Raw genomic sequence first — 13,750 nt, 5'->3', positions numbered from 1 at the left:
TTGTCCCCCTATTCCAAAATAACCAGTTGGCCTGCCGAAAGACCTTTGCGAACCTCAACCTCCGTCTGGGTCATGATGCCGGTCTCCACGTCCACTTCCTTCTTGCTATTCCCGTCGAGCACCCGAACGTACTTCCTACCCAATACATCATGAAGTGCTTTTCTCGGTATGATGAGCACCTGATCCTGCTTGTCCACAATCACTTCAATACTGACTCCTGTCCCGATCTCTAAGCCCTTCGGGGGAATTTTCGGTGAAATCAGAAGACTCCTCTGATACAGATTTGTCAAATCCTCTGGTAAATTGGCTGGGACATGCAGGGGTGTCTGAACAACTGTCCCCTCTCCATTTTCGCCGTCTTTACCCGAGAGAATGACTTTCATCCCTTCCCGAACGTCTTGCAGAGCCTCTCTCTCGGGAGCGGTATACACCACGAACAGCTTGGTTGGATCACCTATGGTTACCAACTTTTGATGCGCGTCCACCTCTTCCCCCACCTGCTTGTTGCTTGTGAAAAGCACGACGCCGTCAAAGGGAGAGATCAGCTTGGTCTCGGCCCATCGCTTTTGCAGGCTGTTCAGGTCTATCTCTTTTTGCTTCACGTTCAGCTTGGCACGATCCACCACGTACTGCCGCTGCTTGGGATCCTGCAATTTCGCCAAGTCCAGCTTAGTCTTTTCCAATTCGATCTTAGCTAGCTTGGTCTCGTTTACCTTGGCGTTCATCTCTGCCTTCAATACGTCCAGCTTGGCAGATTCGACTTCGTAGTGATTATCCTGCTGGGCTTCAAGCAGCTCCAGCTTTGCCTTCTCCACTTCATACTTTGCCGACTCGATCGCCCTCTCCATTTCAGCCGCATCCAATTCAGCAAGTACCTGTCCTTTTTTCACCTGATCGCCTCCTTGGACAGAGAACGACTTCAGCCGCAGTCCCTTCGTCTCTGGGAAAGAGAGCTCCGCCGTTTTCACGGTCGTGAAGGAGGCGTTTCCTTTCACACTTTTTACTATCGTTCCTTGTAAAACTTCTGCCACCTCGTATTTGATAGGGGACGGCTCTACTAATGGCGGAGCCAGAACCTCCTCTTCCTTAGGAAAAAGGGAGCAGCCCGTCAACAAAAGGAACACGGTTACATACGCCCATTTTAATTTGCTATTCCTTGATACGACCGTCCTCCAATTCATAGACATCGTCCGCCACCTCCATTACACCAGGATCATGTGTCGTCATAACAATGCTCATAGCGCCTTCATCGACCAGATGGCGAAACAGACGGCTAATTTGCAGACCCGTTTTACTATCCAGCTCAGCTGTCGGCTCATCCGCCAGTAGTAATGTCGGCCTGTTCGCAACAGCTCTGGCAATCGCACAGCGCTGCTGTTCTCCACCGGACATCTCAAATGGCCGATGATTCGCCCGTTTGGACAGTCCAACGATATCAAGCGATTCGCGAACACGCTCCTTCCATTCGGCAGCAGGCACCCCTGACAGCCGGAGTCCAAACTCGACGTTTTCAGCGGCTGACATCAGCGGAAGCAAACCAAACGACTGAAAGATAAATGCCATGTTCTTTTGCCTGATCCTCGTTCGCTCATGATCCGATAGCTGGCCGATTTCTCGTCCCTGAAAGTACACGCTTCCTACCGTCGGACGATCAAGACCGCCCAAAAGGTTTAATAGCGTGGTTTTTCCTGATCCTGATCTGCCTTTTAATACGAGCAGTCGTCCTGACTCTACGCGCATTTCTACGCCCGCAAGCGCTCTGACAGCAGCTGCCCCTCTACCAAACGTGCGTTCAACGTTTTTTGTCTCTGCAATGAACGACAAAATGACACCCCCCAAAAAATATCTGAAAAATATGAGATTTACTAATAGTAACGCAAATAGAAACCATTGTTTAATAAAATTGGTATAAACTAAGATAAACGAAAATAAATCCCTTATTTTGGAAACTATAACCACTTACAAAAAGAATAAAGGCAAAACCCTATGGTTCTGCCTTTTTATGATTTCATTTTCGATTTTACAAAGCCCCAGAAACGACATTCCCACGAAACATGACTGCTTGACGCTTCGCACGACGTGCAACAGCCTCTGCCGCTGAGGATGCATGAACGAATACGATATCCGCCTCGTCGCCAACATTCGGCCACATGCGGTTGCCCTCTTTATCCAGCGGCGTCTTCCCGCCTGTAATGAAGCCCAGTGCTTGGGACAGGGAACGCTCGTCCTGCATGCGGAAGCGTTCTGCCAAGCGGCCTGCTTTTTCCAAGCTGTCGCCTTGTCCAAATGGCGACCAGTGATCGGTAATACTGTCGTCTCCGAGAGAGACCGAAACGCCTTTCTCATGTAGCAATGGGATCGGAATCGTCCCTCTGTTCACTGGTACAGTGGAAGTGATCGAAATGCCCAAGCCAGCGAGCATTTCTGCTACTTCGCCTGCTTCTTCCAGACTGATGTCAGCAAGGGAGTTGGCATGGCTGATGGTAACTCGACCTTGCCACCCTGCTTCTTCTGTCATTTTAGCCAGTCGCTTGAATGTAAACACCCCGAGATGATCCGGGTCATGCAAGTGAACGTCGATTGGCGCATTTGCCTCGACTGCCAGCTCAAAAATGGTAGCGAGCGATTTCTCGATGTTTTGATCGACGGTTGCCGGGTCTACACCACCAACGTAGGTCGCGCCCATTTTCAAGGCTTGACGGATGTTCTCCACTTGGTTACTCCGCAGAAGGCCTTGCTGCGGAAAGGCAACGACCTCGCAATACAGTCGGCCGCTGAAGGCTTCCAGTGCTGCCATGGTCGCTTCCAGGTTCTTGAGTCCGATATACGGATCGATATTACAATGGGAGCGAATATGGGTGGAGCCTGCGGTCAGCAGCAATTCCAACATTTTTTCTGCGCGCTCTTGGGCTGTTGGCAGCAGCTTCGGCATGAGCTGGCTCTCTTCTTCCAGTCGACCCAAGATGTTTTTCACGGGCGTAACGGCTTTCCAAGGACCGCCATAATACGTTTTATCGATGTGGATGTGCATATCCCTAAATGACGGCAGTGCCAACAGACCACTGGCATCCTTCGTTGGCAGCTCGGTTTGTGGGATAGCTCCCTTCACGATCTGTGCAATTCGTCCGTCTTCTATTAATAGATGCGCCACTTCAGTATCTGTAGCAACCACCTTGTCATTTTCTTTGCGGTATCCGCTCTCCAAGCGGACGTTGGTTATCCAATAGGCTGTAGACATCTATCCATGACATCCTTTCTATTTAAAAGTAGTACTACCACTCACCCGCTACCCGGTTGCCCTGGAAAAGAACGACCTTGCGCTTCGCACGTCTCGCAACTGCTTCTGCTGAACATATCGCTTCGACCGCCATCAAACTCGCCTCATCTCCAACCAACGGCCACAGGCGATTCCCCGCTTCATCGAGAGTGATCCGCCCTTCTGTCACGAAGCCGAGTGCTACGCCTAACGATCTTTCATCCGTCAAGCGGAAGCGTTCAGCCAGTCGTCCTGCTTTTTCCAACAAGTCTCCACTGCCAAAGGGTGTCCAGTTGTCGGTCAAGCTGTCGTTTCCAAGCATGACGGCAACTCCTTCTTGATGCAGCAACGGAATCGGAATGGTCGGGCGATTAATCGGCACTGTCGATGCAATGGAAATGCCAAGGGAGGCGAGGTGTTGTGCCATCTCTCTTGCTTCCTCCTGTGAAACATCGCCTAATCCCATCGCATGACTAATCGTGACACGTCCCTGCCAGCCTGCCTCTTCAGTCAGAGCAGCGAGGCGCTTCATCGTAAATACTCCGAGATGCCCCGGATCATGCAAATGCATATCAATGTCGGCATCCGCTTCGACTGCCAGCTCTAGCATCGTTTGCAGGGAACGCTCGATATCGCCGTCTACCCCACCTGGATCGACGCCACCTACATGTGTGGCGCCTTGACGCAGTGCCTCGCGTACCGTGTCTCGCGCTTCAGTACGTAGCATGCCATAGTGAGGAAAAGCAACGATTTCGTGGGACAAGCGGTCTGCATATGTCTCGAAAGCATTCTTCATTCCTTCCAAAAACCCAAGACCAACTTGTGGGTCCACATGACAATGCGTCCTTACATGCGTAACGCCTGTTTGCACCAGTAGCGAGAGAATATTTTCTGCTCCTGTCTGAGCCTGTTTGAGATACATCGGCAACAGCCCTCTGTCCTCAGCGTGGCGTTCGAACAAGTTTTTAACAGGAGTTGTTGCCTTCCATGGGCCGCCGTAATACGTTTTTTCCAGATGAATGTGCTTCTCGGCCATAGACGGCAAAATCAATAAGCCTTTCGCGTCCTTTTTCGGCAGCCCATCCTCCAAAATCTCACTGGAAGGGACAATCCGTGTGATTTTTCCATTCTCGATGAGCAAATCGCACATCTCTGTCCGCGTTCCACTGATCACGCCTTCTTCCCACTCATATCCCATTTCCAATCGAGCGTTGACGATCCAATAAGGAGAAGATTTCACCGGCTTTTCACTCCTCTACAACGTAACGTTCACTTCTTCCATTTGACCAGAAGCGAGATTGCCTTTGAAAAATACTGCCTGTCGGTTGGCACGGCGCGCGATCGCTTCTGCTGAGCAGGTTGCATCCACGAGGATCAGGCTAGCGTCTTCCCCTTGTGCTGGCCACAGCTGTGTTCCATTGGCATCCAGCGTCGTTTTGCCACCTGTGATAAAACGCAGCGATTGAGATAGGGACAGCTCATCCAGCCAACGGTTGCGTTCAGCCAGTCGCCAGAGACGCTCCAGCACATCACCATTTCCGTATGGCTGCCACGTATCAAAAATGTTGTCGCAGCCGACCGCAACGTCTACGCCATTTTGGTGCAACAGCTGCACAGGTGGAATGACGCGGCTAAACGGCACGCTGGTGATGATTGTGATGCCCGCTTCCCGCAGGATCGTCGCCATCTCTTCTGCTTCTTGTACAGGAATGTCTCCGAGAGCAAACGCATGGCTGATTGCTACGCGCCCTTGCCAGCCAGCGTCAACAGTCATTGCAGCCAGTCGCTTCATCGTATAAGTTCCCAAATGTCCCGGGTCATGCAAATGCAAGTCCACCCCTGCGTTTGCTTCTACCGCCAGCTCCATCATTTGGTGCAACGATTCTTCTATATCGCCATCCACATTAGCTGGGTCTACGCCCCCAACATGAGTCGCCCCTTGACGCAATGCCTCACGCAAGAGTGCTTTTGCATCCGTTCGCAACAAGCCATGCTGCGGAAACGCCACGATCTCATGTGTGACCCGATCCGCGTAAGTTGCTAATGCTGCTTTTACTGATTCTAAATTGGAGATTCCCACTTCTGGGTAAATGTCCACATGTGTACGCACGTGTGTCGAGCCATAGGACAAGAGGATCTCCAACAGATTCTCAGCACGCTCTTGTGTGGTTGTCGGCAATTCCGGCAGTGTACGCTTCTCAATTTCGCAGCGCTCAATAATATTGGACACAGGAATGACGGCCCGCCATGGTTCTCCCTGAAGCGTTTTGTCCAAATGAACATGCTTCTCTACGAAAGATGGGAGTGCCAATAAGCCTTTTGCATCCTTTTGCAAAATACCGTCTGTAAGCTTCTCTGTCGCCGGTAAAATACGCGCGAATTTTCCGTCTTTTACCAAAATGTGAAACAAGGATGCCTCTGTCCCCGTGACGACACCGTTTTCCCGACGGTAACCCGTCTCCAAACGAACATTGGTCAACCAATAGGTAACGCCCATCCATTATCCACCCTCTCTTTGTCTCTCTCCATTCCTTTCTCCCCCATTATCTAAGAAGCCGAAAGACTTGATTTGCACAATCTTTACGTCTATTTTCACTATTTTTACGACTTGTTCAAATTGCCTTTACTTCGTACATTTTTCTGATAACTTTGACGTAAGCAAAGGAGGGGTTACACCATGAAGGTTGAGATTGCACCAACCAATCAAGCTCTTCCGCCGAAAGCAGCGGCTGCTCGCCCTAGCAGATGGCGGACTTTTTACAGGAAACTACGAAAAAACAAACTCGCCATGGTAGGCGGCTGTATCGTGATTTTTTACATCGTGATTGCCCTGTTGGCACCATTCATCGCTCCCTACGATCCATATGAAATTGACTTGGTTAACAAGTTGAAGCCACCATCTGCTGAACACTGGATGGGTACCGACGACAAAGGTCGGGATGTAATGAGCCGTCTTTTATACGGAACGCAGCTCTCGATGTCCGTCGGATTTGTCGCAGTCTTCATTGGTGCATTTTTCGGAATTATTCTCGGCTTATTATCCGGTTACTACGGAGGCTGGGTAGACACGGTCATCTCCCGTATTATCGATGTACTGCTCGCCTTCCCGGGAATCCTGCTTTCACTGGCTATCGTAAGTGCACTTGGCCCAAGTCTCTTTAACGTCATGATTGCCGTTGGTATCTTCTCGATTCCTGTATTTGCACGGATCGTCCGCGGTTCTACCTTGACTGTAAAAAAGCTGGAATACATCGATGCGATCCGCTCACTCGGTGCCAACGACTTGACGATTATCTTTAAACACATTTTTCCAAACATTTTGTCTCCTATTATCGTACAGGCAACGATGCGTCTAGCTACCGCGATTCTATCCGCCGCTGGCCTTTCGTTCCTTGGACTGGGAGCACAGCCGCCTCTGCCGGAGTGGGGCGCCATGCTCAGTAACGGACGCGACTTCTTGTTTACCGCTCCGCATCTGGCCATGTTCCCTGGTTTCGCGATTGCAACTCTTGTTCTCGGCTTCAACATCTTTGGAGACGGCCTCAGGGACGCTCTCGATCCACGAATGAAACAATAGGAGGGAATGCTTCATGTTTGTTTACATTATCCGTCGCCTGCTGCAGATGATTCCCGTCCTGCTCGGTGTCATTCTGGTCGTCTTTTTGATCATGCAAATGGTTCCTGGAGACCCGGCTGTATTGCTCGCCGGTGAAGGCGCTTCTGCAGAAACGATTGCAAAAATGCGTACACAACTCGGCTTGGATCAACCCATCATGGTTCAGTACGCTCAATATGTCTTAAACGTGTTCCAAGGTGATCTAGGTACATCACTTCGTTCTAATCTCCCCGTGTGGGATGAGATCATGGCACGCTTGCCGGCTACCATCGAACTCGCCATTGCCAGTATTTTTGTAACGGTTGTACTCGGAATGATCGCAGGTATCATCTCTGCTACCAAGCAATACTCTGCTGCTGATATAACAATCATGGTCATTGCTTTGCTCGGTGTATCCTTGCCAAGCTTTTGGCTCGGCTTGAGCTTGATCTACACGTTTTCCGTCAAACTGCAACTCTTCCCTGTCGCAGGCTGGGGCACCTGGAAGCACATGATTTTGCCAGCGATCACACTCGGTACCGCTGGGGCTGCCATCGTTGCTCGTATGACTCGCTCCAGTATGCTCGACGTCGTGCGTCAAGACTACATCCGCACAGCAAAAGCAAAAGGCTTGAGAGAATCTGTCATCGTTTACAAGCACGCACTGAAAAACGCGTTGATCCCGATTATTACCGTCGTTGGCTTGCAGTTCGGTTTCCTTTTGGGTGGTACGGTTCTCGTAGAATCCGTATTTGCCATCAACGGCTTGGGTCGTTTGATCGTCGATGCGATCCGCATGCGTGATTTGCCTGTCGTACAAGGCGGCGTACTGATCGCTTCCATTATCTTCGTGTTCGTGAACCTGCTCGTCGATGTATTGTATCGCTACTTCAATAAACGAATTGATCTGAACTAAGGAGGGATCACCATGCCGGAACAACAAGATATCATCCTGGACGTTCGCAATCTGCAAACGCATTTTTTCACAGAAGATGGCGTCAGTAAAGCAGTGCACGGCGTTGATTTCTCTCTAAATAGAGGAGAGACATTAGGTCTGGTAGGAGAATCGGGCTGTGGAAAAAGTATCACTTCCCTCTCCATCCTGCGTTTGATTGCCAGTCCTCCGGGAAAAATTGTAGGAGGAGAAATCCTTTTCAAAGGGCAAGACCTGACGAAGAAATCGGAATCAGACATGCGCACGATCCGCGGCAACGAGATTTCGATGATTTTCCAAGAGCCAATGACCTCGCTTAATCCGGTTTATTCGGTGGGGGAACAAATCGCAGAGGTATTGCGTCTGCACCAAAACATGGGACGCAAGGAAGCGTGGGACAAAGCAGTAGACATGCTGCGTCTGGTCGGTATTCCTTCCCCCGAAAAACGCGCGACGCAAGAGCCGCATGAATTGTCTGGTGGTATGCGCCAGCGCGTCATGATCGCGATGGCTCTCGCCTGCCGCCCAGAAATTTTGATCGCGGATGAACCGACAACAGCTTTGGACGTTACCATTCAGGCGCAGATTCTCGAGCTGATGAAAAAGCTGCAAGTCGAAATGGGCATGAGCATTATCATGATTACCCATGATCTTGGTGTCGTTGCTGAAACATGCGATCGCGTTGCGGTCATGTACGCAGGGAAAGTCGTAGAGTACACGACTGCACAAAACCTGTTCGCGAATCCACGCCATCCCTATACAGTAGGGCTGATGAACTCCCTCCCCCGTCTGGATGAGGACGTGGAAGAGCTGCAAGCCATTAAAGGGAATGTTCCCAGTCCGTTCAACATGCCAGTTGGATGCCGGTTTGCTCCACGTTGCCCGCATGCCACAGAATTGTGCAATACAAAGCTTCCTGAGCTCTTGGAGTATGCAGACGGAAGCAAAGTACGCTGCTGGATGTATACGTCTGAGTGGGACGGCGACACCAAGACTGCTACGGAAGTGGGGGTATGACCATGATGACGACACAAGCGAATCCAACGAAAAAACCACTGCTCGAAGTAAAAAATCTCAAACAGCACTTCCCGATCAAAGGCGGCATATTAGGTCGTACCGTCAACCATGTAAAAGCCGTGGATGACATCAGCTTCACGATCAACGAAGGAGAAACACTGAGTATTGTAGGCGAATCTGGTTGTGGGAAATCCACTACCGGTCGTGCCATCCTCCGCCTAGATGAACCAACGAGCGGAACGGTATTATTCGAAGGACAAGATCTGCTGGCGATGTCCAAGAAGCAAATGCGCGACATGCGCAAGCATTTGCAGGTCATTTTCCAGGACCCATTTGCTTCGCTCAACCCGCGTCAATCTGTATCCGCCATTCTCGGGGAAGCGTTGGCGATCCAAAATATTGTACCTGCACACCAACGCCGTGAACGCATTATCGAGCTGCTCGGTTATGTAGGCTTGCGTCCGGATCAAATTGACCGTTTCCCGCATGAATTCAGCGGCGGACAACGCCAGCGGATTGGGATAGCGCGTGCACTCGCCATGCAACCGAAGCTGATCATTTGTGACGAAGCCGTATCGGCACTCGACGTATCCATTCAGGCTCAAGTGCTGAACCTCCTGAAATCGTTGCAAAAGCAATTCAAGCTGACGTATTTGTTTATCTCCCATGACCTCGGCGTCGTTCGTCACATCTCGGATCGCGTCATGGTGATGTACCTCGGTAAAGTGGTAGAGATCGCGGATAAAAAGTCGCTGTTCGACAACCCGCAGCACCCTTACACGCAGGCACTCTTGTCTGCAATCCCGGTGCCGGATATGAGCAAAAAGCAGGAGCGAATCATTCTTCGTGGAGATGTACCTTCTCCAATTAATCCGCCACAGGGTTGCCGCTTCCATACACGATGCCCGTATGCGATTGATCGCTGCAAAACAGAAGTACCAGGGCTGACAAGTCTACACGATACTCATCAAGTCGCCTGCCACATCGTTCAAGTCTAGTAATAGAGATTAAAATTTTCTAAAAACGCAAGAGATCACGAAGCAGCATGATATGATGGTAACTGCAAAATCTATCCATACAGAAGGGATCTCATGATAAGCTTCGAAGGTTTCACATTGCTCATTCTACTGTTTATTTTGGCTCCTATCATAGGAGCTATTGCTTTATTGTTTCTCTTCATTTTCGAGAAACGGATTGATCTGTTAGAAAACAAGAATCTGAAGATCGAGCTGGAAAAAGAGCTGCAGCAAGCCCTCTACAATCAGTTGAATCAGCAAATCCAGCCTCACTTCTTGTTTAATACGTTAAATGTCATTCTGAGTCTGGCGCGATTGAACCGAACGAAGGAACTGGTGAGAGCGCTCGAGGTCCTCTCCCAGTTTCTCAAATTCAAATACAAATCCACAGAGCCATTGATTTCATTGGCGCGGGAGATTACGTACACGGAGCAATATTTGGAAATCCAAAAGCTGCGTTTCGGCGATCGACTCCGGATTCAGCTAGATTGTGCAAATGATCTCTTGCAAGCATCCATTCCCCCATTCGTCTTGCAGACGCTTGTGGAAAACGCATTTAAGCATGGATTAGAACGAAAAATGGGCGAAGCTACCTTAGACATCCGCATAAGCCGAAAAAATGACGATGTCCTGCTTACAGTCATCGACAACGGTTCTTCCGGACTCACAGCATTCCAGAATGAAAGTGAGATCGAAACTGAACAGCCACATGAGAAGAGCGGTCACGGGTTGGACAACATCCGCAGGCGGCTCCACCTTTGTTTTGGTGATCATGCACAACTGGAGCTTGCTCCGATATCTGAGGGAGGAACTCTTGTGTCTGTCAGGTGGCCCTGTACTTATGAACAAATCGATCTGAGGTGAGAAGATGAACGTATTACTCGTGGATGACGAACCGTTGGAGCTGGACCAACTCGAGTATTTGATTCAGCCCATGTTCCCCTTGTGGAAATTCTACAAGGCCGCAGATGGCAGCAGGGCCATGGCGATCAGCCAGAAGGTTCCTCTTCATCTCGCCTTTCTGGACATTAATCTTCCGGGGAAATCCGGGCTGGTGCTTGGCGAAGAGCTGAGAGCCCAGCACAAAGACATCGAGCTCATCATTGTAACGGCTTATCAAGATTTTCATTACGCCAAGCAATCGATCCGCCTCGGTGTCGTGGATTACATCACGAAGCCCGTCATTGAGAGCGAGCTGGTCGACATTCTGAAAAAATATCAGAAAAGCCCTGCCCTCTCCGCTTACACCCGCATTATTTCCGATGCGATGAACATCATTCATCAAAAATTCGCGGAGAAGCTGAATTTGGCTGATCTTGCCGCAGAGGTCCATATCAATCCGACGTATTTGAGCCGCCGTTTTCATGAAGAAGTGGGCGTCTCATTTTCCGAGTATTTAATGCAGTACCGCATTCAAATGTCGAAGAAGTTCCTGATCGCTCATCCTGATTGGAGCATATCGACAGTTGCTGAGCGGACTGGCTTTAACAGCCAACACTATTTCAGCACCATTTTTCGCAAGGTAGTGGGGAAAACCCCGAAAGAATACCGGGACAAGGGGAATGCATCTTGACCTACTTATCGTTTCGCGAATACGTGGTAGGTGCAGCAAAGATCGGCATTGGGCTTGGGGTCGTCTCGATCCTCGCCCGCTGGGTGACCGGAAACACGATCTTCGGTTCACCGGAAGCACTCGTCAAATACGGGATATTTGGCGGGATCGGCTTCGCTTTGATGGGAGCATTTGCCCTCAGTATGTTTGGCCTGCTTGGGAAAAGAGTCCGCCGTGAGTTATCGGAAGGTATGACCATCGGGGATTACATGCGGGACAAGCTGCATCCTTTTGGTTACTGGCTGATGATCATCATCCTTTTGATTACCACGATTGAAGCGATGTTCGTCCAGGGAATGGCTGGGGGCGTCTTGCTGAACATCTTGTTTGGCTTACCAATCCCTCTTGGCTTGCTCTGCTTTTTTGGATTTTGTGTGCTGTTTGCAGGCATCGGAGGTATCCGTTCGATCCATCGTTTTGCCATCGTGCAAATTGTCATTACGTTTGCGGCCATCATTCTGATTCCCGTCTACTTTTTCGTCGGAAAAGGTGTCGAGCACGTCTATAACGGACTGCGCCTTTACCATCCCTACCTTCTGGTGCTCAACAATAACGAGGGTCTTTTTTTTATCATTACTGGGCTGTTGATCGGGTTTGGTCAAGTGTTTGTCGATCAGGCATCGTGGCAGCGGCTCTATATGATGGAAGAAAAAAAGATCGTTCCTACCTTTCTGGTATCCGGGCTCATTTTTGCCACCGTACCACTGGCGTTTTCCTCGCTGATCATCATTGTCCTTTTTACGGGCGGCTTTGATGATATTTACTCGCTGTTGTTTGATCTCGTACGCAAGATCGACACGATGCTATTGCTTGTATTATTTGTCCTCTGCGCCTTTGGTGCGATCATGTCCGCATTTGGTGCAGGTCTTCATTCTATGATCAGCCTGATGGTCAACAACGTCTATCAACTGTTTCGCCCAGAGGCTTCTGAACGGCAAAAAATTCGTTTGGGCTACATCCTCGCCATTGCCATCGGTGCGCTTTCGTATGGTTTGACGATTTACTTCCAGCCGACCTTGCTGGATTTGCTGTTCTTCTTTGGCATTATGTATGCCTCACTATTTTTGCCTGTCGTCGTCATCGTGTTGACGAGGGGAAAGGCACCTACTTTCATTTTGATCAGCGCAGTAATGGGATTCGTCGCAGGCTATAGTAGCCGGATGTACGTCGATCCGATGATGGCAATCTGGATTGCCTCCTTATGTACAGCTCTGGTCTTAACTGCCTACTTATGCATGACCTGGCTATGGAAACGGTACATCCGAATGCCGGATCATACTCGCTGACCCACAGGAAGGAACGAATCCTATGCTACGCTCCTACTTGCTGCTCATTTTTTGCGTAACCGCTTGGGGCAGCAATTTCGTCTTCGGGAAAATGCTCGTCGTCGAGTTTTCTCCGCTCTTTTTGTCGGCTATGCGTCTCTTGTTCATTGTGTTATTTTTACTCATCTGGTCCAGAGGGCGTCTGAAAATGCCAAAGCTAACTCGTACGGACTGGCTCTTGCTCGCAGTACTGGGAGTTGTCGGCGTGTTCATCAACCAGTGGTCCTTTTATAAAGGGCTCGTTACAGCAGATCCTACGACCTCAGCGCTCATCTTGGCACTTACACCGATCACGACAGCTCTGTTGGCTGCCTTGTTCCTGAAGGAATCACTGACCGGCCGCATGGCAATCGGTTCGGTGATCGGTACATCAGGCGTATTATTCGTCATTTATACAGGGGCAGAGCTGCATTTTGATGTAGGTATCCTCTGGATTGTATTGACGATGCTGACATTCGCAACCTCGATCATACTCGTCAGGTTGTTGGGACATCGACTCCCTCCACTCGTGACGACGCTCGTATCCAATCTGATCGGCTTCGGATCGATGCTGCCTTTTGTCCTGATCAACATCCCTTCGGCTACAGTTAGCACCAGCCTTTCATCATGGATTCTCTTGTTTATCACCGCTGTCGTCATGCACGGCATTGTGACCTTGATCTGGAACAGTCAATTACAGCAGGTAGGCGCCGCCAAAGCCGCGATGTTTGCGAATCTGGAACCGTTTATTGCCATGCTTTTTGGCTTATTATTGCTCGCGAAACCGGTCACAGCTGTGCAGTTTTTCGGAGCGGTTCTCATCATTGCAGGCGTGACCTTGACCACAACATCGAAGGAACCGCGTGAAAAGAAGAAGCTCTCCTCCATTACATCCCGATGAAAGCAGTTCGCCGCACTTTTCATACTAAAACAGTCGGAATTGTAGTTGAGAAGTACAATTTCATTGCTTTATACTAGAAGAAAGGCGGGCGAGTCTGTACCGTTACATCGTGATA

General features: G+C 49.9%; 13 protein-coding genes. 8 read left to right on the top strand and 5 right to left on the bottom strand.

The features are described from left to right. Positions 1-8: 8 nt before the first annotated feature. The 5 genes from C7R93_RS14705 to C7R93_RS14685 all read right to left on the bottom strand — a co-directional run bounded on the left by C7R93_RS14705 (position 9) and on the right by C7R93_RS14685 (position 5,753). Positions 9-1,187, bottom strand: coding sequence for an efflux RND transporter periplasmic adaptor subunit (locus C7R93_RS14705; RefSeq protein WP_106839513.1), 1,179 nt, complete (start codon positions 1,185-1,187; stop codon positions 9-11). Beyond that, positions 1,150-1,824, bottom strand: coding sequence for an ABC transporter ATP-binding protein (locus tag C7R93_RS14700; RefSeq protein WP_106839512.1), 675 nt, complete (start codon positions 1,822-1,824; stop codon positions 1,150-1,152). Before C7R93_RS14700 ends, C7R93_RS14705 begins: the two co-directional genes overlap by 38 nt. A 196-nt stretch (positions 1,825-2,020) precedes the next feature. Next, complete coding sequence (locus C7R93_RS14695; protein WP_106839511.1) at positions 2,021-3,238, bottom strand: amidohydrolase family protein; 1,218 nt, start codon at positions 3,236-3,238, stop codon at positions 2,021-2,023. 34 nt (positions 3,239-3,272) lie between these two features. After that, positions 3,273-4,496 carry an amidohydrolase gene (locus tag C7R93_RS14690; RefSeq protein WP_106839510.1) on the bottom strand — a complete coding sequence of 408 codons (1,224 nt, stop codon included), beginning with the start codon at positions 4,494-4,496 and terminating at the stop codon, positions 3,273-3,275. Between the two features lie 15 nt (positions 4,497-4,511). Further along, complete coding sequence (locus C7R93_RS14685) at positions 4,512-5,753, bottom strand: amidohydrolase (protein WP_106839509.1); 1,242 nt, start codon at positions 5,751-5,753, stop codon at positions 4,512-4,514. Between the two features lie 180 nt (positions 5,754-5,933). Between C7R93_RS14685 and nikC the strand changes: the two genes are divergently transcribed. The 8 genes from nikC to C7R93_RS14645 all read left to right on the top strand — a co-directional run bounded on the left by nikC (position 5,934) and on the right by C7R93_RS14645 (position 13,635). Further along, positions 5,934-6,833: a nickel transporter permease gene (gene nikC, locus C7R93_RS14680; RefSeq protein ID WP_106839508.1), complete on the top strand. Its 900-nt coding sequence runs from the start codon at positions 5,934-5,936 to the stop codon at positions 6,831-6,833. A 13-nt stretch (positions 6,834-6,846) separates the two neighbouring features. Then, on the top strand, positions 6,847-7,767 hold the full coding sequence (gene nikB, locus C7R93_RS14675; protein WP_106839507.1) for a nickel ABC transporter permease: 921 nt from the start codon (positions 6,847-6,849) through the stop codon (positions 7,765-7,767). 12 nt (positions 7,768-7,779) lie between these two features. After that, entirely contained in the window at positions 7,780-8,802 is a 1,023-nt protein-coding gene (locus tag C7R93_RS14670) for an ABC transporter ATP-binding protein (RefSeq protein WP_106839506.1), read from the top strand. Positions 8,803-8,804: 2 nt separating this feature from the next. Further along, the gene (locus tag C7R93_RS14665) at positions 8,805-9,800 is read left to right on the top strand and encodes an ABC transporter ATP-binding protein (protein ID WP_106839505.1); all 996 of its coding nucleotides are present in this window, start codon (positions 8,805-8,807) and stop codon (positions 9,798-9,800) included. 93 nt (positions 9,801-9,893) lie between these two features. Continuing rightward, positions 9,894-10,682, top strand: a complete 789-nt coding sequence (locus tag C7R93_RS14660; protein ID WP_106839504.1) for a sensor histidine kinase — start codon at positions 9,894-9,896, stop codon at positions 10,680-10,682. 4 nt (positions 10,683-10,686) lie between these two features. Then, positions 10,687-11,391 carry a response regulator transcription factor gene (locus tag C7R93_RS14655; RefSeq protein ID WP_012685281.1) on the top strand — a complete coding sequence of 235 codons (705 nt, stop codon included), beginning with the start codon at positions 10,687-10,689 and terminating at the stop codon, positions 11,389-11,391. Then, positions 11,388-12,716 (top strand): sodium:solute symporter family transporter, encoded by a 1,329-nt coding sequence (locus tag C7R93_RS14650; RefSeq protein WP_106839503.1) that lies wholly within the window; start codon positions 11,388-11,390, stop codon positions 12,714-12,716. The genes C7R93_RS14655 and C7R93_RS14650 overlap by 4 nt, the downstream gene beginning before the upstream one ends. Positions 12,717-12,738: 22 nt before the next feature. After that, positions 12,739-13,635 carry a DMT family transporter gene (locus C7R93_RS14645; RefSeq protein ID WP_106839502.1) on the top strand — a complete coding sequence of 299 codons (897 nt, stop codon included), beginning with the start codon at positions 12,739-12,741 and terminating at the stop codon, positions 13,633-13,635. The last annotated feature ends 115 nt before the right edge of the window (positions 13,636-13,750 follow it).

It is taken from the genome of Brevibacillus fortis (assembly GCF_003013395.1).
GTDB classification, from domain to species: Bacteria; Bacillota; Bacilli; order Brevibacillales; family Brevibacillaceae; genus Brevibacillus; species Brevibacillus fortis.
This window is presented reverse-complemented; position numbering and strand designations above follow the sequence as displayed.